This window comes from Micromonospora coerulea, from assembly GCF_016598485.1.
Lineage (GTDB): Bacteria > Actinomycetota > Actinomycetes > Mycobacteriales > Micromonosporaceae > Micromonospora > Micromonospora coerulea.
Genome location: NZ_JAEMUW010000005.1, coordinates 71,215 through 90,160, shown reverse-complemented (window position 1 = coordinate 90,160; position 18,946 = coordinate 71,215). Strand labels below are relative to the sequence as shown.

Annotated in this window: 19 protein-coding genes and 1 tRNA gene; 15 read left to right on the top strand and 5 right to left on the bottom strand. The window is 74.1% G+C overall.

The features are described from left to right. Window positions 1-79: 79 nt before the first annotated feature. From I8N68_RS08880 to I8N68_RS08840, 9 genes are all read left to right on the top strand, one after another. On the top strand, window positions 80-583 hold the full coding sequence (locus tag I8N68_RS08880; protein WP_200209393.1) for an LppU/SCO3897 family protein: 504 nt from the start codon (window positions 80-82) through the stop codon (window positions 581-583). Window positions 584-693: 110 nt separating this feature from the next. Next, a complete protein-coding gene (locus I8N68_RS08875; protein ID WP_200209392.1) occupies window positions 694-1,380 on the top strand; it encodes a dienelactone hydrolase family protein in 687 nt (228 codons plus the stop codon). A 19-nt stretch (window positions 1,381-1,399) separates the two neighbouring features. After that, a complete protein-coding gene (locus tag I8N68_RS08870; RefSeq protein WP_200209391.1) occupies window positions 1,400-2,113 on the top strand; it encodes a uracil-DNA glycosylase in 714 nt (237 codons plus the stop codon). Window positions 2,114-2,132: 19 nt separating this feature from the next. After that, window positions 2,133-2,870 carry a DUF4129 domain-containing protein gene (locus I8N68_RS08865; RefSeq protein WP_200209390.1) on the top strand — a complete coding sequence of 246 codons (738 nt, stop codon included), beginning with the start codon at window positions 2,133-2,135 and terminating at the stop codon, window positions 2,868-2,870. Beyond that, window positions 2,867-3,451 (top strand): hypothetical protein, encoded by a 585-nt coding sequence (locus I8N68_RS08860; protein ID WP_200209389.1) that lies wholly within the window; start codon window positions 2,867-2,869, stop codon window positions 3,449-3,451. The genes I8N68_RS08865 and I8N68_RS08860 overlap by 4 nt, the downstream gene beginning before the upstream one ends. Then, window positions 3,451-4,458, top strand: a complete 1,008-nt coding sequence (locus I8N68_RS08855; protein WP_200209388.1) for an AAA family ATPase — start codon at window positions 3,451-3,453, stop codon at window positions 4,456-4,458. Before I8N68_RS08860 ends, I8N68_RS08855 begins: the two co-directional genes overlap by 1 nt. Next, a complete protein-coding gene (locus tag I8N68_RS08850; RefSeq protein WP_200209387.1) occupies window positions 4,458-5,828 on the top strand; it encodes a DUF58 domain-containing protein in 1,371 nt (456 codons plus the stop codon). Before I8N68_RS08855 ends, I8N68_RS08850 begins: the two co-directional genes overlap by 1 nt. Window positions 5,829-5,836: 8 nt before the next feature. Continuing rightward, the gene (locus I8N68_RS08845; protein ID WP_372433690.1) at window positions 5,837-6,397 is read left to right on the top strand and encodes a hypothetical protein; all 561 of its coding nucleotides are present in this window, start codon (window positions 5,837-5,839) and stop codon (window positions 6,395-6,397) included. A gap of 102 nt (window positions 6,398-6,499) precedes the next feature. Next, window positions 6,500-7,831: an NAD(P)/FAD-dependent oxidoreductase gene (locus tag I8N68_RS08840; RefSeq protein WP_200209386.1), complete on the top strand. Its 1,332-nt coding sequence runs from the start codon at window positions 6,500-6,502 to the stop codon at window positions 7,829-7,831. Between the two features lie 89 nt (window positions 7,832-7,920). Here the strand turns inward: I8N68_RS08840 and I8N68_RS08835 are convergent, their stop codons facing one another. Next, window positions 7,921-9,753, bottom strand: a complete 1,833-nt coding sequence (locus I8N68_RS08835) for a hypothetical protein (RefSeq protein ID WP_307812706.1) — start codon at window positions 9,751-9,753, stop codon at window positions 7,921-7,923. A 101-nt stretch (window positions 9,754-9,854) separates the two neighbouring features. Here I8N68_RS08835 and I8N68_RS08830 point away from each other — a divergent pair. The 4 genes from I8N68_RS08830 to I8N68_RS08815 all read left to right on the top strand — a co-directional run bounded on the left by I8N68_RS08830 (window position 9,855) and on the right by I8N68_RS08815 (window position 12,110). Further along, a tRNA-Leu gene (locus I8N68_RS08830) sits at window positions 9,855-9,935 on the top strand. Window positions 9,936-10,045: 110 nt separating this feature from the next. Then, a complete protein-coding gene (locus tag I8N68_RS08825) occupies window positions 10,046-10,882 on the top strand; it encodes a Bax inhibitor-1/YccA family protein (RefSeq protein ID WP_200209384.1) in 837 nt (278 codons plus the stop codon). Between the two features lie 125 nt (window positions 10,883-11,007). Beyond that, window positions 11,008-11,766: a Bax inhibitor-1/YccA family protein gene (locus tag I8N68_RS08820; protein WP_200209383.1), complete on the top strand. Its 759-nt coding sequence runs from the start codon at window positions 11,008-11,010 to the stop codon at window positions 11,764-11,766. 23 nt (window positions 11,767-11,789) lie between these two features. Then, window positions 11,790-12,110 carry a hypothetical protein gene (locus I8N68_RS08815; protein ID WP_200209382.1) on the top strand — a complete coding sequence of 107 codons (321 nt, stop codon included), beginning with the start codon at window positions 11,790-11,792 and terminating at the stop codon, window positions 12,108-12,110. A 67-nt stretch (window positions 12,111-12,177) separates the two neighbouring features. Here the strand turns inward: I8N68_RS08815 and I8N68_RS08810 are convergent, their stop codons facing one another. The 4 genes from I8N68_RS08810 to I8N68_RS08795 form a co-directional block, all read right to left on the bottom strand. After that, entirely contained in the window at window positions 12,178-13,671 is a 1,494-nt protein-coding gene (locus I8N68_RS08810) for a CYTH and CHAD domain-containing protein (RefSeq protein WP_200209381.1), read from the bottom strand. Window positions 13,672-13,710: 39 nt separating this feature from the next. After that, window positions 13,711-14,973 (bottom strand): acetyl-CoA C-acetyltransferase, encoded by a 1,263-nt coding sequence (locus I8N68_RS08805; RefSeq protein ID WP_200209380.1) that lies wholly within the window; start codon window positions 14,971-14,973, stop codon window positions 13,711-13,713. Between the two features lie 74 nt (window positions 14,974-15,047). Beyond that, window positions 15,048-15,845 carry an SGNH/GDSL hydrolase family protein gene (locus tag I8N68_RS08800; RefSeq protein ID WP_200209379.1) on the bottom strand — a complete coding sequence of 266 codons (798 nt, stop codon included), beginning with the start codon at window positions 15,843-15,845 and terminating at the stop codon, window positions 15,048-15,050. A 72-nt stretch (window positions 15,846-15,917) separates the two neighbouring features. Beyond that, entirely contained in the window at window positions 15,918-16,964 is a 1,047-nt protein-coding gene (locus I8N68_RS08795) for an SGNH/GDSL hydrolase family protein (RefSeq protein WP_200209378.1), read from the bottom strand. 179 nt (window positions 16,965-17,143) lie between these two features. On the opposite strand from I8N68_RS08795, the gene I8N68_RS08790 reads away from it, so the two are divergent. Together I8N68_RS08790 and I8N68_RS08785 are read left to right on the top strand one after the other, a co-directional pair. Continuing rightward, window positions 17,144-17,500, top strand: a complete 357-nt coding sequence (locus I8N68_RS08790) for a YkvA family protein (RefSeq protein ID WP_200209377.1) — start codon at window positions 17,144-17,146, stop codon at window positions 17,498-17,500. 67 nt (window positions 17,501-17,567) lie between these two features. Then, entirely contained in the window at window positions 17,568-18,938 is a 1,371-nt protein-coding gene (locus tag I8N68_RS08785) for a cystathionine beta-synthase (RefSeq protein ID WP_200209582.1), read from the top strand. Window positions 18,939-18,946 lie beyond the last annotated feature (8 nt).

Genomic DNA, 18,946 nt, shown 5'->3' with positions numbered 1-18,946 from the left:
ATGGACGGGGCGGGACAGCGCGGCCCGATCTTGGTCGCTACCGTGTCGCTTGCTCACCCCACCCCCGGAAGGAACGCCCGTGTCAGAGCAGGTCGCCGCACCGCCCGCACCGCCCGCACCGCCCGCGCCGGAGAGCGAGCAGCAGCCGGCCGCCCCGTCCGCGCCGACCGGCGGGCGGTCCCGGATCGGCACGGTCCTCGGCGTCGTCGTGCTGGTCTTCGGGGTGCTGGTCGCGTTGACCGTGACCGCGGTGCTCACGCGAGGGGTCGGCCCCCTCGCCGGACTGCTGGGCGGGGACGGCACCGCCGACGCGAAGGCCGGCGACTGCGTCGGCGAATTGCCCCGGGTCGCCGGCACCGGGGCGAAGTCGGTCGAGGACGGCCGCCTCGTCCCCTGCACCAGCGCCCGCGCCGCGTACGCGGTGGTGGGCCGGGTGGACGACGCGGCGGCGGCGCGGAACCAGTCGGCGGTGGCGTGTGAGCCGCACTTCCGGCCGGGGGACGACGCCTACGTCCTCTACCGGGTCGGCGACGACGGTGAGGGCTACCTGCTCTGCCTCGTCCGGAAGGCGAACGGGAGGTGAATGCCACTGTCCTCGCGTCTTCCCCGGCGCGGTGGCGGCGTGGCAGGCTACCGGCACGTAGGACCACTGGGCGACCAGCCAACGATGACTGACCGCTAGGAGGACGGGCCATGGGCGAGACGGTGAGCTTCACCAACAACGGAGGGACACGCGAGGGGTATCTCGCGATACCCTCCGGCGGTGTGGCCAGCCCGGCGGTCATCGTCATCCAGGACTGGTGGGGTCTGGTGCCCCACGTCCGGGCGGTCGTGGACCGCTTCGCCGAGGCGGGCTTCGTCGCCCTGGCCCCGGACTTCCGGCACGGCCAGCCGGCCAGCAGGCCGACCGAGCCTCGGCAGATGCTGAACGGGCCGCAGATGGACGAGGCGGCGACCGACATCGCCGCCGCGGCGGAATACCTCGCCGGCCGTCCCGAGGTCACCGGCAAGGTCGGCTGCGCCGGGTTCTGCGCCGGCGCCAGCCTGGCCCTCTGGTCGGCCACGTTCTCGGAGCGGATCGTCGCCACCGCCGGCTTCTACCCCCGCCTCCCCTGGGAGGGGATGCGCTCCGAGTGGGCCGACTATGCCGGCAAGGCCGCGCTCATCCACTGCTCCGAGGAGGACGGCACCTCGTCGGCGGACGGCGTGCAGACCGCCCGCCGGGCCATCGAGGCGGCCGGCGGCACCTGCCAGACCTACGACTACCCGGGCACGTCGCACGCGTTCTTCAACGAGGACCGGCCGGAGAAGTTCGACCAGCGCGCCGCCGCCACCGCCTGGGCCCGCACCCTGGAACTCTTCCGGGCCAAGCTTGGCTGAGCCGCGTACCCCTGGTGACGTGGTCGCTCGCGCCGCGCGGGCGACCGACCTGGTCGACCTCGACGGCGCGGTGAGTAACTGCTTCGCCTGCCCGCGCCTGGTCGCCTGGCGGGAGGAGGTCGCCCGGGTCAAGCGGGCGGCCTTCCGCGACCAGCAGTACTGGGGCCGCCCGGTGCCGGGCTTCGGCGCGCCGGACGCGCGGATCGGCATCCTCGGCCTGGCGCCGGCCGCGCACGGTGGCAACCGCACCGGCCGGATCTTCACCGGCGACCGCTCGGGCGACGTTCTCTTCGCCGCGCTGCACCGCGCCGGTCTGGCCAACCAGCCGACCAGCGTCGCCGCCGACGACGGCCTGGTCCTGCGGGACACCCGCATCTTCGCCGCGGTGCGCTGCGCGCCGCCGGACAACAAGCCGACCCCGGTCGAGCGGGACACCTGCGCGCCGTGGCTGCACCGCGAGGTCACGCTGATCCGGCCCACCCTGCGCGTGGTGGTCGCACTGGGTGCCTTCGCCTGGGCCGGCTGGTGGCCGGTGCTGCGGGACGTGTACGGACAGCAGCCGCCCAGTCCGCGACCGGCCTTCGGCCATGGGGCACACTGGTCCGGCAGTTCCGCACCGGCCCTGCTCGGCTGCTATCACGTCAGCCAGCAGAACACCTTCACCGGGCGGCTGACACCAGGGATGCTGGACGATGTGTTCGCCCGGGCGAAGCAGTTGGCCGGGGTGGACTGAGGATGCGTGGGGCGGTGGGATGGACCTCGGCGTGCTGCGCAGGTGGTGGCCGATCGCGGCGGTGACCGTCCTGCTGGCCGTCGCCGCGGTGGCGGCCGGGCACTCCTCGATCGGGGCCAGCCGGATCCCGCCCGCCGTGGACAACATCCCCTACGTACCGGACTACCCGTCAGCCGAGCCGGCACCCTCGATCCCGGTCGAGCCGCGGGGTGCCGCCGAGGCCAACCAGCCGCAGATCCCGCAGTGGATCTTCACCGCCGTCCTGGTCGTGCTCGGCCTGGCGGTCCTGCTCGCGCTCGGGTACGTGGCCTGGACGCTGATCGGGGGCGCGCTGCGGCGGACCACCCGGGCGATCCCGGCACAGCGGGCCCGGCGTACCGCCGAGGGCACCGCCCGGGAGGTGGTGGCCGCGCTCGACGCCGGCCTGGTCGAGCTGGACGACCGGTCCACCGACCCGCGGACGGCGGTGATCGCCTGCTGGGTCCGGCTGGAGGAGGCCGCCGAGGAGGCCGGTGTGCCCCGGCTCGCCGGGGACACCCCCACCGACCTGGTCAGCCGCCTGCTGGTCGGCGACCCGGCGGCGGGCGTCCCGGCGATCGCCAGCGCCGACGTGCTGGACGGGTTCGCGCACGTCTACCGCGAGGCCCGGTACGCGACGCACACCGTCGACGAGCGGATGCGCGACCAGGCCCGGGCGGCGCTACGCCGGCTGCGCGGCGAACTCACCAGCGTCGCCGCCGGTGAGGTGGCGTCATGAGTACCAGCATCGACGATCTGCTGTCGTTCGAGGAGGAGGAGGCCGCCGAGCCGGCCGTGGGGTCGCGCGGCGGCCGGGTGCGCCTGGTGCTGCGCACCCTCGCGGTCACCGCGGCGATCGTGGCGGTCGTCGTGGCGGGCCTGCGGGCGGTGGGTCTCCAGGTTTCCCTGTGGATCGTGGTCGCCGGTGTGCTCGCCCTGCTCGCCCTCCGGCGGGTCACCGGCGCCCTGTCGCCCCCGCCGCCGCCCCGGAGCGGTGGCCGGGCACCGATCGGCGAGGAACCGGGCACCTGGAACTGGGCCGCCCTGGACGCGCTGCGCGTCGCGATCAACGGGTGGGAACGCCCGCTGGACTGGTGCGCGGGCAACCGCGAGCGGTTCACCGAGCGGATCCTGCCGCGGCTCGGCGAGCTGGCCGACGAACGCCTGCGCCAGCGGCACGGCCTCACCCGCGAGTCCGACCCGGCTCGCGCCCGCACTCTGCTGGGGGAGCCGCTGTGGACGTTCCTCAGCACCCCCTCCCGCCGCCCCCCGTCGCCGCGCGACCTCGCGGTGATCGTCGCCGAACTGGAGAAGCTGTGATGAACGACGTGGACCGGAGCATGCCCCCCGCCGAGGTGGGCCGGCTGGCCCGGGCGGTGCTGGACGCGGTCGGCACGGTCGTGGTCGGCAAGCGGGAGGCACTCGAACTGGTCCTCGCCGGCATCCTCGCCGGCGGGCACGTGCTGCTGGAGGACCTGCCAGGACTGGGCAAGACGCTGACCGCGCGCTCGTTCGCGCAGGCGCTCGGCCTGGACTTCCGCCGCCTCCAGTTCACTCCGGACCTGTTGCCCGCCGACGTCACCGGCTCCTTCCTGTACGACCAGCGCACCGGGGACTTCTCGTTCCGGGCCGGTCCGGTCTTCACCAACCTGCTGCTGGCCGACGAGATCAACCGCACCCCGCCGAAGACCCAGTCGGCGCTGCTGGAGGCGATGCAGGAGAAGCAGGTCTCCGTCGAGGGCGTCACCTACCGGCTGGACGAGCCGTTCCACGTGCTGGCCACGGCCAACCCGATCGAGTACGAGGGGACCTACCCGCTGCCGGAGGCGCAGCTCGACCGGTTCCTGCTCCGGGTGTCGTTCGGCTACCCGAATCACGAGGAGGAGTGGGAGGTGCTCCGCCGGCGGATGGCCCGCCGCCGGGAGGAGGCCGAGATCAAGCCGGTGGTGGACGCGGCGACGCTGCGGGCCATGCAGGCGGCCCTGGAGGACGTGGTGGTCGAGGACTCGATCGGCCGCTACATCGTGGCGCTCGCCGCGGCCACCCGGGAGCACCCGTCCGCCCTGGTCGGCTCCTCGCCGCGTGGCTCGCTCGCGCTGCTGCTGCTGGCCCGCGTCCGGGCCGTCCTGTCCAACCGGGACTACGTGGTGCCGGAGGACGTCAAGGCGGTGGCGGTGCCCGCGCTGGCGCACCGGATCACGCTGCGCCCGGAGATGTGGCTGCGCCGGGTCGACCCGTCGTTCGTCGTCGGCGAGGTCCTCGAGCAGACGCCCGCCCCGGCCAGCGGCGCGCTGCCCAGCTACGCGGCCGGGCGGCCCGGGCGCTGATGGCCAGCCGTCACGAGCCGGAGCCGGCGACGGGCTGGGCGCCCACCTGGGCGCTCGGCCGGGCGGTGCTGCTCACCGGCCTGCTGGTGATCGCGGCGGTGCTCTTCGGCCGGATCGACCTGGTGGTGCTGGCCACGCCGTTCGCCGTGGGCACCGCGTACGCGCTGCGCCGCCGGCCCACCGCCGGACCGCAGTTGGAGATCGGCACCGGGGACGCGCACCTGGTCGAGGGCGGTCCGATGGCGGCCACGGTCGTCGTCGGCAACCCCGACACCGTGCCGTACCACGTGGCGGTGGTGCGGACCCGGATGTCGCCGTGGCTGCGGGTGGAGCAGGTCGGCTTCGGCGGGGCCGGCGTGGACGTGGCCCGTTCCGGAGGCGCCGACCGGCCGTTCGTCACCTCGGTGCCGACGGGTACCGCGGTCGACCTGGAGCTGTCCGGCACGGCGCTGCGCTGGGGCCGGCACCCGATCGGCCCGGCCGGCGCCCGGGTCGCCACGGCCGACGGGCTGCTGGTCTCCCGGGCCGTGATCACCGACCCGGTACGGCTGCGGGTCTATCCGCGGACGGAGCCGTTCGAGGCGGTGGAGGCGATGCCCCGGGCGGCCGGGCTGGTCGGCGCGCACCACTCCCGGCGGCCGGGGGAGGGCGGCGAACTGGCCGGCGTGCGGGTCTTCGCCCCCGGCGACCGGTTGCGCCGCATCGACTGGCGGGTGTCGCTGCGGGCCCGCCAGCTGCACGTCGCGGCCACCCTCTCCGACCGGGACGCCGAGGTGGTGGTGCTGCTCGACGTGCTGGCGGAGGCGGGCCGCTCCGGGGGTGTCAACGGTCCCGCGTCGGTGCTCGACACCACGGTCCGGGCGGCCGCAGCGATCGGCGAGCACTACCTGCACCGGGGTGACCGGGTGGCGATGCTGGAGTACGGCCCCGCCGCCCGCCGGCTGCGCCCGGCCACCGGTCGCCGGCAGTACCTGACCGTGCTGGAGTGGCTGCTCGACGTGCACGCCGAGTCCTCGCCGCACGAGCCGTACGACCAGGTCTTCGGGCCGCAGGTGCTGTCCTCCGACGCGCTGGTGGTGGTGCTCACCCCGCTGCTCGACGAGCGGTCGGCGCAGATGCTGGCCCGGCTGGCCCGGGGCGGCCGGTTCGTGGTCGCGGTGGACACCCTGCCGGCGGACCTGCCGCCGCCGAAGGACCGCGGCTGGGCCGAGGTGGCGTACCGGCTGTGGCGGCTGGACCGGGACACGATGATCGGTCAGCTGCGCGAGCACGGCGTGCCGGTGGTGCGCTGGGCCGGCGCGGGCAGCCTGGACCAGGTGCTCCGGGACGTGGCGAGACTGGCCACGGCCCCGAGGGTGGGGGCCCGATGAACGACATGCTGGACGCTCTGAACGAGCGGGTCCGGGCGGTGCGGTACGCGGCCACCCGGGTCAGCCTCGCCCCGCTGCTGGTGCGGCTGGCCATCTTCGTGACCGTGCTGGTCGGCTTGCTGCTGGCGTACCCGGCGGAGGTGTTCGCGGCGCGGGCGCTGCTGGCCCTGACGGTGGTGGCGGTGCTGCCGGCGGTCGGGCCGCGCCGGGTCTGGCCGACCTTCGCGGCACTGGTCACGGTCGGCGGGTGGCTGCTGGCCACCGCCGGGTTCGGCCGGCCGATCGCGCTGTGGCGCCTCCTGGCGGTGGCCACCCTGCTCTACCTCGCGCACACGCTCTGCGCGCTGGCCGCGCTGCTGCCCTTCGACGGGATCGTCGACCCGGACCTGATCGTGCGGTGGCTGACCCGGACCGGCGGCGTGGTGCTCGCCAGCGCGGTGCTCGGCATCCTGCTGGCGCAGCTCGGGGAGGTCGGCGCGGGCCGGGGCTTCCAGGCCGCCACGGTGGCCGGACTGCTCGTCGCGGTGGCACTCAGCGTGTTGCTCGGGTGGCTGTTGCGGCGCAGATAGTGGGACGATGCTGGACGTTGCGCAGGTCACAGGTGTTGTGCTCCGTCACAGAAGGGGGTCTCGGACGGGATTAGCCGAGCCGCCCGGGGAAAGATAGATGGCGTGAACCCGAAGCGGATCCTTGTCGTGGGTGCCGGGCACGTTGGCCTGTACGCCGCTCTGCGCCTGTCCAAGAAGCTGAGCTCCCGTGAGGCCGAGGTCATCGTCGTTGACCCGCAGCCGCACATGACCTACCAGCCGTTCCTCCCCGAGGCGGCGGCTGGCAACATCTCGCCCCGGCACTCCGTGGTGCCGCTGCGGCGCGAGTTGCGCAAGTGCAAGGTCGTGGCCGGCACGGTGACGCGGATCGACCACGACCGGAAGACGGCGATCGTGCAGCCGATCAGCGGCCCGACCCGGGAGATCCAGTACGACCACGTGATCGTCGCCCCCGGCTCGGTGTCCCGGACGCTGCCGATCCCGGGCCTGCACGAGCAGGGCATCGGGTTCAAGACGATCGGTGAGGCCATCTTCCTGCGCAACCACGTGCTGGACCGGCTGGACGTGGCGGCCGCCACGACCGACCCGGACATCCGCCGTTCCGCGCTGACCTTCACCTTCGTCGGTGGTGGTTACGCCGGCATCGAGGCGCTGGCCGAGATGGAGGACATGGCCCGGGACGCGCTGCGGTACTACCCGGAGCTCAAGCCGGACGACATGCGCTGGGTTCTGGTCGAGGCCACCCAGCGGGTGCTGCCCGAGGTCGATCGGGACATGGGCGCCTACACGGTGCAGCAGCTGCTCAAGCGGAACATGGACATCCGGCTGGACACCCGGCTGGAGTCCTGCGTCGACGGCGTGGTGAAGCTCTCCGACGGCGACAGCTTCCGCTCCGACACGATCGTCTGGACGGCCGGCGTGAAGCCGTCGCCGATGCTGGACGCCACCGACTTCCCGCGCGACGACCGCCGGCGGGTCACCTGCCTGCCCACCCTCCAGATCGTGGACGGGGACCGGGTCGTCGAGGGCGCCTGGAGCGCCGGCGACTGCGCCGCCGTGCCGGACCTGACCAAGGAGCCGGGCAACTTCTGCTCGCCCAGCGCGCAGCACGCGGTCCGGCAGGCCGCCCGGATGGCCGACAACATCGTGAACGTGATCCGCGGGCGCGAGCCGGTCAACTACAAGCACAAGCACGCGGGCAGCGTGGCCAGCCTCGGCCTGCACAAGGGCGTGGCGCAGGTCTACGGGATCAAGATGACCGGCTGGCCGGCGTGGTTCATGCACCGGACGTACCACATGTCGCGCATCCCGTCGTTCAACCGCAAGATCCGGGTCGTGGTCGACTGGTCGCTGGCGTTCTTCCTGAAGCGTGAGGTGGTCGCGCTGGGCCAGCTGCACGATCCGCGCGAGGAGTTCGCCGAGGCGTCCCAGCCGGTCGGCGCCGCGCGCGTCTGAGCCGTACGAGGAAGGGCCCGCCGCCACACGTGTCGTGGCGGCGGGCCCTTCTCGCGTACCCGGCCGCCAGCCCTGCGGTGGGTCCGAGGTCAGAAGCGCCAGGTCCAGGCGTCGGCGACCCGGGTGCCGGGGCCGAAGAGCGCCTCGAGCGTCTGCCGCAGGGTCGCCGCGTGCGGGGCGTTGTCGGTCAGCGCCACGCAGGACGCCCCCCAGAAGCGGACGTCCCGGGCGGCCTGCCGGCGCTGCTCGTCGCCGATCGCCGGCGGCACGCCCCGCCTGGCCACGTCGGCCAGCAGCGCCGAGGTGGGGCGCTTGTAGGTGCCCATGGTGGCGGAGCCGCCCCGCCCGTAGGGGCCGATGAAGAAGCCCTCGGGCATGCCGAACTCCGCGTCCGCGGCGGTCGCCCAGCGCATCGGCCACGGGTCCTTGGGGGTGGCCGTCGGCACCGGGACCAGCACCCCGCCCGGGCGTACGCACTGCCGCCAGTGCCCGGCGGTGACGAATTCCGGCAGCGCCGGCCGGTCGGTGGTCGGCAGCGGTGCCGGGAAGACGCTCAGCAGTGCCGCGCCGACGGCGAGTGGAACCAGCCACCGGGCCGAACCCCGTTCCCGCAGGGCCCGGTCCATCGCGAGCGTCAGCACCGTGCCGGCCAGTGGCAGCACGGCGAGGCCGAACCGCATCGGCAGCGCGCCGTCCACCACCGGCAGGCCGGCCAGCAGGGCGTACGGGCCGGGCAGCGCGGTCCGCTCGCCGGAGATCACCAGCTCCGGGCCGAGCGACAGCGCACCCATCACCAGGGCCCCCGCGACGCAGGCCAACACCAGCGGCCGCCGGCCCAGCCAGCCCGCGCACGCGGCGGTCACCAGCAGCAGCGGCCAGCCGAGGAAGGTGTTGTACTCGGCCGGCCCGGTGGTCAGCCGGGAAGAGGTGTCGCTGCCCGCCACGGAGAGCGGGGAGATCGTCCACCAGCTGCTCAGGTCGGCGGAGAAGTAGTGCGGGCTGAACATCCCGTCGGAGACGCCCTGCGGCCCGGCGAACTGGTACCAGAGCGGATACGCGAGCACCAGCAGCGCCAGGCCGGCGGCGAGCATCAGGCCGCCCCCGAACGTGGGCAGGGCGCGCCGGAGCAGCGGCCGGTCGGTCATCGCGTACGCGACTGTCATCACCAGCAGGGTGAGCGCGGCGAGGAAGAGCACCTCCTCGCCGACGAAGACCTGGAAGGTCACCGCCGCGGCCAGCCAGACCGCCGAGCTGACCATCCGGCGACGGTCCGGCCCGTCCGGGGTGCCGGCCGGGTCGGCGGCCCGGAGCAGCCGGACCACCAGCCAGACGATCACCGGGACCAGCCACTGCGCGGTCATGTGCAGGTGGCTGTTGCTCTGCGAGACCATCCCCGGGCCGAAGCCGCAGAGCGCGGCGCCGAGTCCGGCGGCGAGCCGGCGGACCCGCAGGGCGCGGGTGAACAGCAGATACCAGGCGACCGCCGTACCGGCCAGGTTGCCGGCGGCCAGCAGCGCGAAGGTGACCGGCGCCCCGACCAGCATCGTTACCGGGGCGAGGAGCACGCCGAGCGCGATGACCGTGGTGTTGGTCATCAGGTTGACCCCGTCCGGCGCGTTGAGCCGGTTGGTGAGCAGGCTGAAGTCGCCCACCAGGGCGCGCGAGTCGACCGCGAGGAACCACTCGTAGAGGGTCTGGTCGGCGGGGTTCAGCGCGAGCATCCGCTGCGCGGGCGCGGGCCACAACCCCTGGGTGAGCCAGCCGGCGAGCAGCACGAAGAGCAACCCGACGAACAGGTCCGCGCGGTGGCGGACCGCGGTGGCCAGTAGCCGGCTCGACCGCGACGGACGGACCAGCGCCGGCTCGAGGCGGACGGCCTGTTCGGGGTCGGGCCCGGGGGCCGTTCGGGCGGCGCTGGTCACGGCCTTGACCATAGTGGCGCGGCCACCACGGGGTACGCCGGGTCGGGGCGCAACGGCTACGGTGAGACTGCACCGCGCGTGTCGGCACGCCGGTGTCACCCGCCCGGGTGGTGGAACGGCAGACACGGCCGCCTTAAAAGCGGCTGCCGCAAGGCGTGCGGGTTCGACCCCCGCCCCGGGCACCGAGACTCTCAGGTTTCCCACAGCTTCGCGTCCGGCGCGGGCTGTCGGCCCCGTTTACCCTTGAGGGTGCACGTTCACGTGCACTGACCCCCTGAGGGAGGCCTGAGAAGTGAAGACCTCGAACCCGGTGCTCGCCCGGCTCGGCCAGGCGGCCCAGCGTGAGCGGGCGGCCGGGTACGCCCAGCCCGGGCCGTACGGACAGCCCGGTTACCCCCAGCAGTACGCGCCGTACCAGCAGCAGTACCCGACCGGCGTCGGCTACCCGGCCGCGCCGCCCACCGTGACCCCGATGACCCTCGACGACGTCGTCGTCAAGACGGTCATGCTCCTCGGCATCCTCGGCGCCTCCGCCGCGGCGGCGTGGGTGCTCGTGCCCGACGCCCTGGTCGGTGTCGCCTGGATCGGCGCCGCCGTCGTCGGCCTGGTGCTCGGCATGATCATCTCGTTCTCCCGGATGGCGAACCCGGCCCTGGTCGTGGCGTACTCGATCGTCGAGGGCGTCTTCGTCGGCATGGTCAGCAAGGCGTTCGAGTCGCTCTACGACGGCATCGTGCTCCAGGCGGTGACCGCCACCTTCGGCGTCTTCTTCCTGATGGCCGTGCTCTACAAGGCGCGCGTCATCCGGGCCACCCCGAAGTTCGTCAAGGGCATGATCGCCGTGATGGCCGGCCTCTTCGCGGTGATGCTGATCAACCTGGTGCTGGCGCGTTTCGGCGTCAACACCGGGCTGCGCGACGGCAGCCCGCTGGCCATCGGCTTCAGCCTGGTCTGCATCGTGGTCGCCTCGCTGAGCTTCGTGCTCAGCTTCCATGAGGTCGAGGAGGGCGTCCGGATGGGGCTGCCCCAGCGCTACTCCTGGATCGCCGCCTTCGGCATCCTGGTCAGCCTGGTCTGGCTCTACCTGGAGATCCTGCGCCTGCTCAGCTACTTCCAGGGCGACGACTGATCCGTCCGCCGCACGACCCCGGCGCCCGCCACCGCGACAGCGGCGGCGGGCGCCGTCGTTTTCCCGTCGCCGCCCGGCCGTCCGGGGCAGAGTGGGACCCGGGGTACGTCGGCGAGGAGGTCGCGGTGCGGAGTACCAACCCGGTGCTGACCCGACTGGACGACGTCGGCCGGACCGAACGCCAGGTGCTCGGGGTCGGTGCCGCCGAGGCGATGTCCGTGGACGACGTGGTCACCCGGACGGTCGGTCTGCTCCTGCTCACCGGCGTCACCGCCGCGGTCGCCTGGGTGGTGGTCCCGCAAGCGGTGTGGATCTCGGCGGCGCTGGCCGGCACCGCGCTGGCCGGGCTGGTGCTCCTGCTGGTCATCTCGTTCAGGCAGATCACCAACCCGGCGCTCATCGCGGCGTACGCGGTGCTCCAGGGGCTGCTGCTCGGGGTGGCCAGCCGCGCCTTCGAGCTGGTCTATCCGGGGATCGTGGTGCAGGCGGTGGTCGGCACGTTCGGGGTCTTCCTCGGCATGGGGGCGCTCTACCGGGCCCGGCTGATCCGGGCCACCCCGCGGCTGGCCCGGCTGGTCGCCGGGACACTGATCGGCCTCCTCGCGATCGGCCTGGTGAACCTGGTGACGTACCTGCTCACCGGGCGGCAGGGGGTCGCGACGTACAGCCTGACCAGCCAGGTCGGTTGGCTGCCGTACGTCTTCTCCGGGGTGGCGATCGTGGCGGGGGCGTTGAGCTTCATCCTCGACTTCGACCAGGTGGAGCGGTCGGTCCGCGGCGGGCTGCCCCGCCGGTACGCCTGGTTCTGCGCGTTCGGCCTCCTGGTCGGGCTGATCTTCCTGTACTGGCAGATCCTGCGCCTGCTCAGCTACCTGCGCCGCTGAGCACCCGCCTAGACTCGGCGGCGATGAGCGCAGTGGAACTGGACCGGGCGGTGGAGCTGCTGGTCCGTCAGGTCGGGCACTGGGAGCAACCCCGCTGGTCGGCGGCGGCCGAGGGCGGCAACGTGTCCCGGGCCGCCTTGGTGCACAAGCTGGTGCAGGAGATCGCGAACCTGGCGGCGGACGCGGAGGGGGAGCCGCGCCGGGACGTACCCCGGTTGGACAACGACCTGGTGCTGCCCGACCAGCTCCGGGTGGTCGCGGCCGACCTGCGCGCGGCCGGTCCGCCGGACGCGGTGCTCGCCCGGGCCGCCGAGGCGATCACGGCGACCCGCTCGGTGCTCTGACCTTCCGGCCCCGGCGCGCCGTTCGCGCCCGGCGCGCCGAGAGTGCTGAGCCCGCGACAGTGGTCGCTCAATGCTTCAACCAGCGCCGCAGCTTCCGCCGCCGGGCCCGGTCGCGGGCCCGGATGACGGCCGGCACGTCCCGGCCGGCCGCCGCGGCCTGCCGCGCGTGCAGCACGCCGTACGTGAAGGTGTTCTCGCCCTCGTCGTACGCGCGCTGCGCCTGCCCGCGCAGCACCGCGCGGGTGACCACCGAGTCCTGGTGCGCGCCGAGCAGATCCTGCAGGTCCTTGAGCCGGCCCACCAGCGCCGCGGCCCGTTTGCCGACGTCCGGCTCGCGGACCTCGACGGCATACCGGGCCGCCTTGTACGCCTTGCGCGCCTCGTGCAGCGCGACGTCCGGTGCCTCGTTCCCCGGGTGGTCACCGGCCAGCGCCCGGTCGAGCCGGTCGTCCGCCCTGGTCACCGCCCGCCGCACCCGCCGGGCCACCCACCGCGCGTCGACCGGCCGGGCCGTCGGCCCCTCCAGCAGTGCGTCGAGCCGGGCCAGCAGCGCGGTGTACCGGTCGGAGTCGAGCGCCGCCCGCAGCTCGTCCAGGGCGGTGGCCAGGTCGGCGGCGAACCGGCTGGAGATCCGCGCCGCGACCGGGCCGAGCACCAGGTCGGCCGGCTCGGCGTGCACCGCGTCGGCGAGCCGGGCCGCCATCACCTGGGTGTCGCGGACCGGCCCGAGCCGGGCGCCGAGCCAGCGCAGCTCCGCCCGCACCGACTCGCCCTCCTCGCGGTCCCAGAGACCGCGGAAGGTCCGCAGGGTCGACCGCAGCCGGCGGACCGCGACCCGCATGTCGTGCACGGCGTCCTCGTCGCCGCCGATCGCGCCGGGATGGTGGGCGATCAGCGCGTCGCGCTGGGCGCGGGCGTAGTCGAGGACCGGCGCGGCGCCGGGCCCCGGGGTGGCCACGGGCACGGCGAGCCGGCCGGACAGCGCCCGGTGCGACTTCGAGACGGGCACCGGGCGGGCCCCGGCCGCGCGCAGCCGGGCGTCCACCGCATCGAGCAGCGCCTCGTCGCCGTCGACCAGCTCGACCTCGATCTCCCGCCAGGCCTGCCGCTCGCCGGTGACCAGGTCGCGTCCCTCGACGGTGTCCTCGGCCAGCTCCGCCAGCACCCGGCCCCGCCCGTCGAGCAGCCGGCGCTCCAAGCGGCGGGTGGTGATCCGCGCCGCCGGGGCGACCGGGCGACCGCGGGAGGCGGCCCGGAACAGCGCGACCAGCTCGGCCGGCGGGTCCGCGTCGTCCGCTCCGGCGGGGAACTGGTACTCGGTCCGGTCGCCGCCGGCCGACCCGACCTTCAGGTGCCACCCCGCGTCGTGCCCGCCGCTGCGCCGGCGCAGCGCGAACCCGCTGCGGGCCAGCCGGAGGTCGTCGGTGTCCAGGTAGACCGCGTCGAGGTCGAGGGCGGTGGCGTCCGACACCGTCGTGACGCCACCGCACCCCGTCAGGTCCGGCAGGCGGAACCCGTCGTCACCGGAGTACTTGCGTTCCCGTTCCACGACCGCGGCCATGCCGGGACGGTACCCCGTGCCGGGAACGCCGAATCTGGCTCAGCTGAGCCGCTCGAGCACCATCGCCATGCCCTGGCCGCCACCGACGCACATGGTCTCCAGGCCGATGGTCTTGTCGTGCCACTCGAGGGCGTTCAGCAGGGTGCCGGTGATCCGGGCGCCGGTCATGCCGAACGGGTGCCCGACGGCGATCGCGCCACCCATCACGTTCAGCTTCTCCTCGGGGATGCCGAGCTGGCGGTACGAGGGGATCACCTGGGCGGCGAACGCCTCGTTGATCTCGACCAGGTCGACGTCGTCGATGGTCATCCCGGCCCGCTTCAGGGCCTGCTTGGAGGCTTCCACCGGGCCGAGGCCCATGATCTCCGGCGACAGCGCGGTGACGCCGGTGGAGACGATCCGGGCCAGCGGGGTGAGCCCCAGGTCCTTCGCCCGCTGGGCGCTCATGATCACCACGGCGGCGGCGCCGTCGTTGAGCGGGCAGCAGTTGCCGGCGGTGATCCGGCCGTCGGGCCGGAAGACCGGCTTCAGGCCGGCGACCGCCTCCAGGGTCACCCCGGGACGCGGGCCGTCGTCGGTGCTCACCACGGTGCCGTCCGGCGTGGTGACCGGGGTGATCTCCCGGGCCCAGAACCCGTCGGCGATGGCCTTCTCGGCCAGGTTCTGGCTGCGTACGCCGAACGCGTCCATGTCCTCGCGGGTGATGTCGTACACCTGGGCGAGGTTCTCCGCGGTCTGGCCCATGGTCAGGTAGATGTCGGGCAGCTCGCCTGACTCGCGCGGGTCGGTCCACACCTCGGCGCCGCCCTGGGCCCGGGCCTTCGACCGCTCCTGGGCCGCCGCGAAGCGCGGGTTCTCCCAGCCGCCGCCGACCAGCGCCTGCGCCTCCGGGGGGAGGGTGTCGGAGTTGCCGCGGGCGTACCGGGAGACCATCTCGACGCCGGCGGAGATGAAGACGTCGCCCTCACCGGCCCGGATCGCGTGCATCGCCATCCGGGTGGTCTGCAGCGACGAGGCGCAGTAGCGGGTCAGGGTGGCGCCCGGCAGGCCGTCCAGGCCCATCAGGGTGGCGACCACCCGGGCCATGTTGAAGCCCTGCTCGCCACCGGGCAGGCCGCAGCCCAGGTAGAGGTCGTCGATCTGGGTCGGGTCGAGCCCGGGGACCTTGGCCAGGGCGGCCTGGACGATGGTCGCGGCGAGGTCGTCCGGGCGGACGTCACGCAGCGAACCCTTGAACGCGCGGCCGATGGGGGACCGGGCGGTGGCGACGATGACGGCGTCGCGGGACGACTCAATCGGCATGAACCAACGTTAACCCGTGGGTAACTTACGGCGGAAGCAGCCCGCCCCCCGGGAAATGTCACCCCGCGGGGTGGTCAGGGGTGGCGGGAGGCGATCGCGGCGGCGGCGGAGACGGCCGGCAGCAGGGCGTGCGCCCAGACCCGGTATCCGTCGGCCGACGGGTGGTAGCCGTCGTGGCAGAGCGTTCCGGCGTCCGCCCGGAACACCGGGCCGGTCTCGGTGCCCAGGTCGACCACCGTGCCGCCGGCGTCAAGCACCGCGGCGGTCTGTGCGCGGGCGATCCGCCGCCCCGACCAGCCGAGCACCTGGCGCAGCGGAGCGGCGACCGCGCGGACCGCGCCCAGATCCGGGCACGTCCCGACGACCACCTCGACGTGCGCCTCGCGCAGCCGGCGCACGGCCGAGCCGAGGTAGGCGGCCGCGTCGGCCGGCCCGGTCATCGCGGTGGCGTCGTTGGCCCCGATCAGGATCAGCGCCACGTCGGGCCGCTCGCCGAGCAGCGCCCGGGCCACCTGGGTGGCCAGGTCGGTCGAGCGGGAGCCGGCGACCCCGACGCTGGACAGGTGCACCTGCCGGCCGGTCGGGCCCTCCGCGAGCAGGTGGGCCAGCTGCCCGCCGACGGTCTCCTCGAAACGGTCCACCCCGACGCCGACCGCCGAGGAGTCGCCGAGCAGCACCAGGCGCAGCGACGGGCCACCCGCCCGACCGACCGTGGCGCGCAGGGCGAGGCCCAGCTCCGGCTGGGCGTACCGGCGGTGGCGGGCGACGACGGCCTGGCCGGCGAGGACGGCGATGCCGCCCACCGTGCCGGCGACCAGCGAGAGCGCCGCCGCGCGACCCAGCCGGAACGCAACCTCGTGCTGTTCGCTCATGCCGTCACCTCCCGCCGGTCGGCGCCGGCATGACCCGGACCCCGTGCCGGACGATTCGCTCGCCGCGCTCGCTCATGCCAGTTCCTCCAGTGTCGGGGAGTCGGCGCCGGTGCCGGGTTGCGGCACCGCACCGACGCCGAAGAAGGCGCGTCGCCGCAGCTGCGCCCAGCGACCGCCCGGCCCCCGGTCGCGGCCCCGGACCTGGGTGCCGCTGACCTCGGTGCCGGCGTGCCGGGCCGCCTCGTGGGCGGCCTCCGGCAGCGACCGTACGCCTTCGCCGCGGGCAGCCGTCACCCGGCGGTCCGGGCCGGCGCCGAGCGCGGAGAGCAGGGTGGGCAGCAGCGCCGCCGCGGCCACCGCGTACCCCTCGGCGGAGGGATGGAACCGGTCCCAGGCGAACATCCGGGCCGGCTCGGCGGCGAACCGGGGACCCAGCATGTCGCCCAGGGAGACCGTCCAGCCGCCGGCCTCGACCACCGCCACTGTCTGGGCGGCGGCCAGCTGCCGGCTCCAGCGCCGGGCCAGCCACCGCAGCGGCGGCTGGATGGGCCGGATCGCGCCCAGGTCGGGGCAGGTGCCGACGACCACCTCGCAGCCGGCCGCCTGCAGCGTGCGGACCGCGTCGACCAGGTAGCGCACGGCCAGCGCCGGTGGGGTGCGGTTGGTGACGTCGTTGCCGCCGATCAGGATCACCGCGATGTCCGGCTCGCATTCGAGGGCGGACTCGACCTGCGGCTTGAGACCGGCCGACAGTGAGCCCACCACCGCGAAGCGGTGCAGCCGCACCGGCCGGTGCAGCCGGCGGGACAGCCCGGTGGCCAGCAGTGCGCCCGGGGTCTCCCGACGCCGGTGCACGCCGTAGCCGGCGGCCGAGGAGTCGCCGAGGATGACCATGGTGAGCGGCGGGCCGGGGAACTTCGCGCCGTACACCCCGTCGCAGCGTGGCGGGGGAGCCTCGGCCATCGGGATCGTCCGGCGGGCCTGGCGGGCCTGGCCGAGCAGCACCCCGCCCGTCGCGACGGTGGCCGCCACCGTGGCGCCCGTGCCGATCGCCGCCACGCGGGCGATCCGCCGGGCGTGCTGCCAGCCGGCCGGTACGACGGAACCAGCGTCCCCCATGAGCCGACATTATCGCGCCGGCCCGACACCCCGCTCTCCGCGTGACGGCTGGTTCGTGGCTGGGCAGCGACCGTTCTGGGTACGTCCTGTGGCAGGGCCGCCGATCGACGGTCCGGCCGGCGGGCGGGGCGGGCTTGCGCCCGGGCGGCACGCTGGTCGAACGGAGAGGGGCGTAGACCATGGGGAAGACGTTAAAGCGGAGCGCGGCGTTCACCGCGCTGGCCCGGGCGCTGATGGCGGGCGCGCGGGGTGGGCCGTCGCTGGGCGAGCGGCTGGCCGCGCTGCCCCGGATGATCCGGGCCACCGCCCGGGGTGAGTACGACGGCGGCCTGCGGCTGGCCATGATGACCGCGGCCACGGCGTACGTGGTCTCCCCGGTCGACGTGGTCCCGGAGCTGTTCCTGACCGTCTTCGGGCTGGTCGACGACGCGGTGATGGTGACCTGGCTGGCCGGCAGCGTGCTGTCGGAGACGGAGCGCTTCCTTGAGTGGGAGGCGCGTCGCAGCTCCGTCATCCCCGGGCATGTGGCGCCCTGACGGCACGTACGCTGGGCATCGAGAACACGTCCGCCGGCGCCGGCGCCGCAACGAAGGGCACAACGAGGTGCAGTACTACGACAACGTCGTCGAGCTGATCGGCAACACCCCGCTGGTACGGCTGCGCAACGTCACCGAGGGCATCCAGGCGACCGTGCTGGCGAAGGTGGAGTACCTCAACCCGGGCGGCTCGGTCAAGGACCGGATCGCCCTGCGGATGGTGGAGGACGCCGAGGCCGCCGGGATCCTCAAGCCGGGCGGCACCATCGTCGAGCCGACCAGCGGCAACACCGGCGTGGGGCTGGCCCTGGTGGCCCAGCTCAAGGGCTACAAGTGCGTCTTCGTCTGCCCGGACAAGGTCAGCCAGGACAAGCAGGACGTGCTGCGCGCGTACGGCGCCGAGGTGGTGGTCTGCCCGACCGCCGTCGCGCCGGAGGACCCGCGCTCCTACTACAACGTCTCCGACCGGCTGGCCCGGGAGATCCCCGGTGCCTGGAAGCCCAACCAGTACAGCAACCCGGCGAACCCGCGTTCGCACTACGAGACCACCGGCCCGGAGCTGTGGAAGCAGACCGAGGGTGGGCTGACCCACTTCGTCGCGGGTGTCGGCACCGGCGGCACCATCTCCGGCATCGGCCGTTACCTCAAGGAGGCCTCCGAGGGCCGGGTCAAGGTCATCGGAGCGGACCCGGAGGGCTCGGTCTACTCCGGCGGCACCGGCCGGCCGTACCTGGTCGAGGGCGTCGGCGAGGACTTCTGGCCGGAGACGTACGACCGGAACGTCGCCGACGAGATCGTCGAGGTCTCCGACAAGGAGTCCTTCGAGATGACCCGGCGGCTGGCCCGCGAGGAAGGGCTGCTGGTCGGCGGCTCCTGCGGGATGGTCGTGGTGGCCGCCCTGGAGGTGGCCCGCAAGGCCGGCCCGGACGACGTGATCGTGGTGCTGCTGCCGGACAGCGGCAAGGGCTACCTGTCGAAGATCTTCAACGACAAGTGGATGGCCCGGTACGGCTTCCTGGACAACTCGGGCGCCGAGCCGACCGTGGCCGACGCCCTCGCCAACAAGCCGGGCGGCCTACCGGAACTGGTGCACGTGCACCCGACCGAGACGGTCCGTGACGCGATCGACTACATGCGCGAGTACGGCGTCTCCCAGCTGCCGGTGCTCAAGGCCGAGCCGCCGGTGGTGACCGGCGAGGTGACCGGCTCGATCGCGGAGAAGGACCTGCTCGACGCGCTCTTCACCGGCCAGGCGCACCTGCACGACACCATCGAGCGGCACATGGGCGAGCCGCTGCCGATGATCGGCGGCGGCCAGCCGGTCAGCGAGGCGGTCGCCCTGCTGGAGAAGTCCGACGCCGCCCTGGTGCTGGTGGACGGCAAGCCCAAGGGCGTGCTCACCCGCCAGGACCTGCTGGCCCACCTCGGCGCCCGCTGACCCCGGTC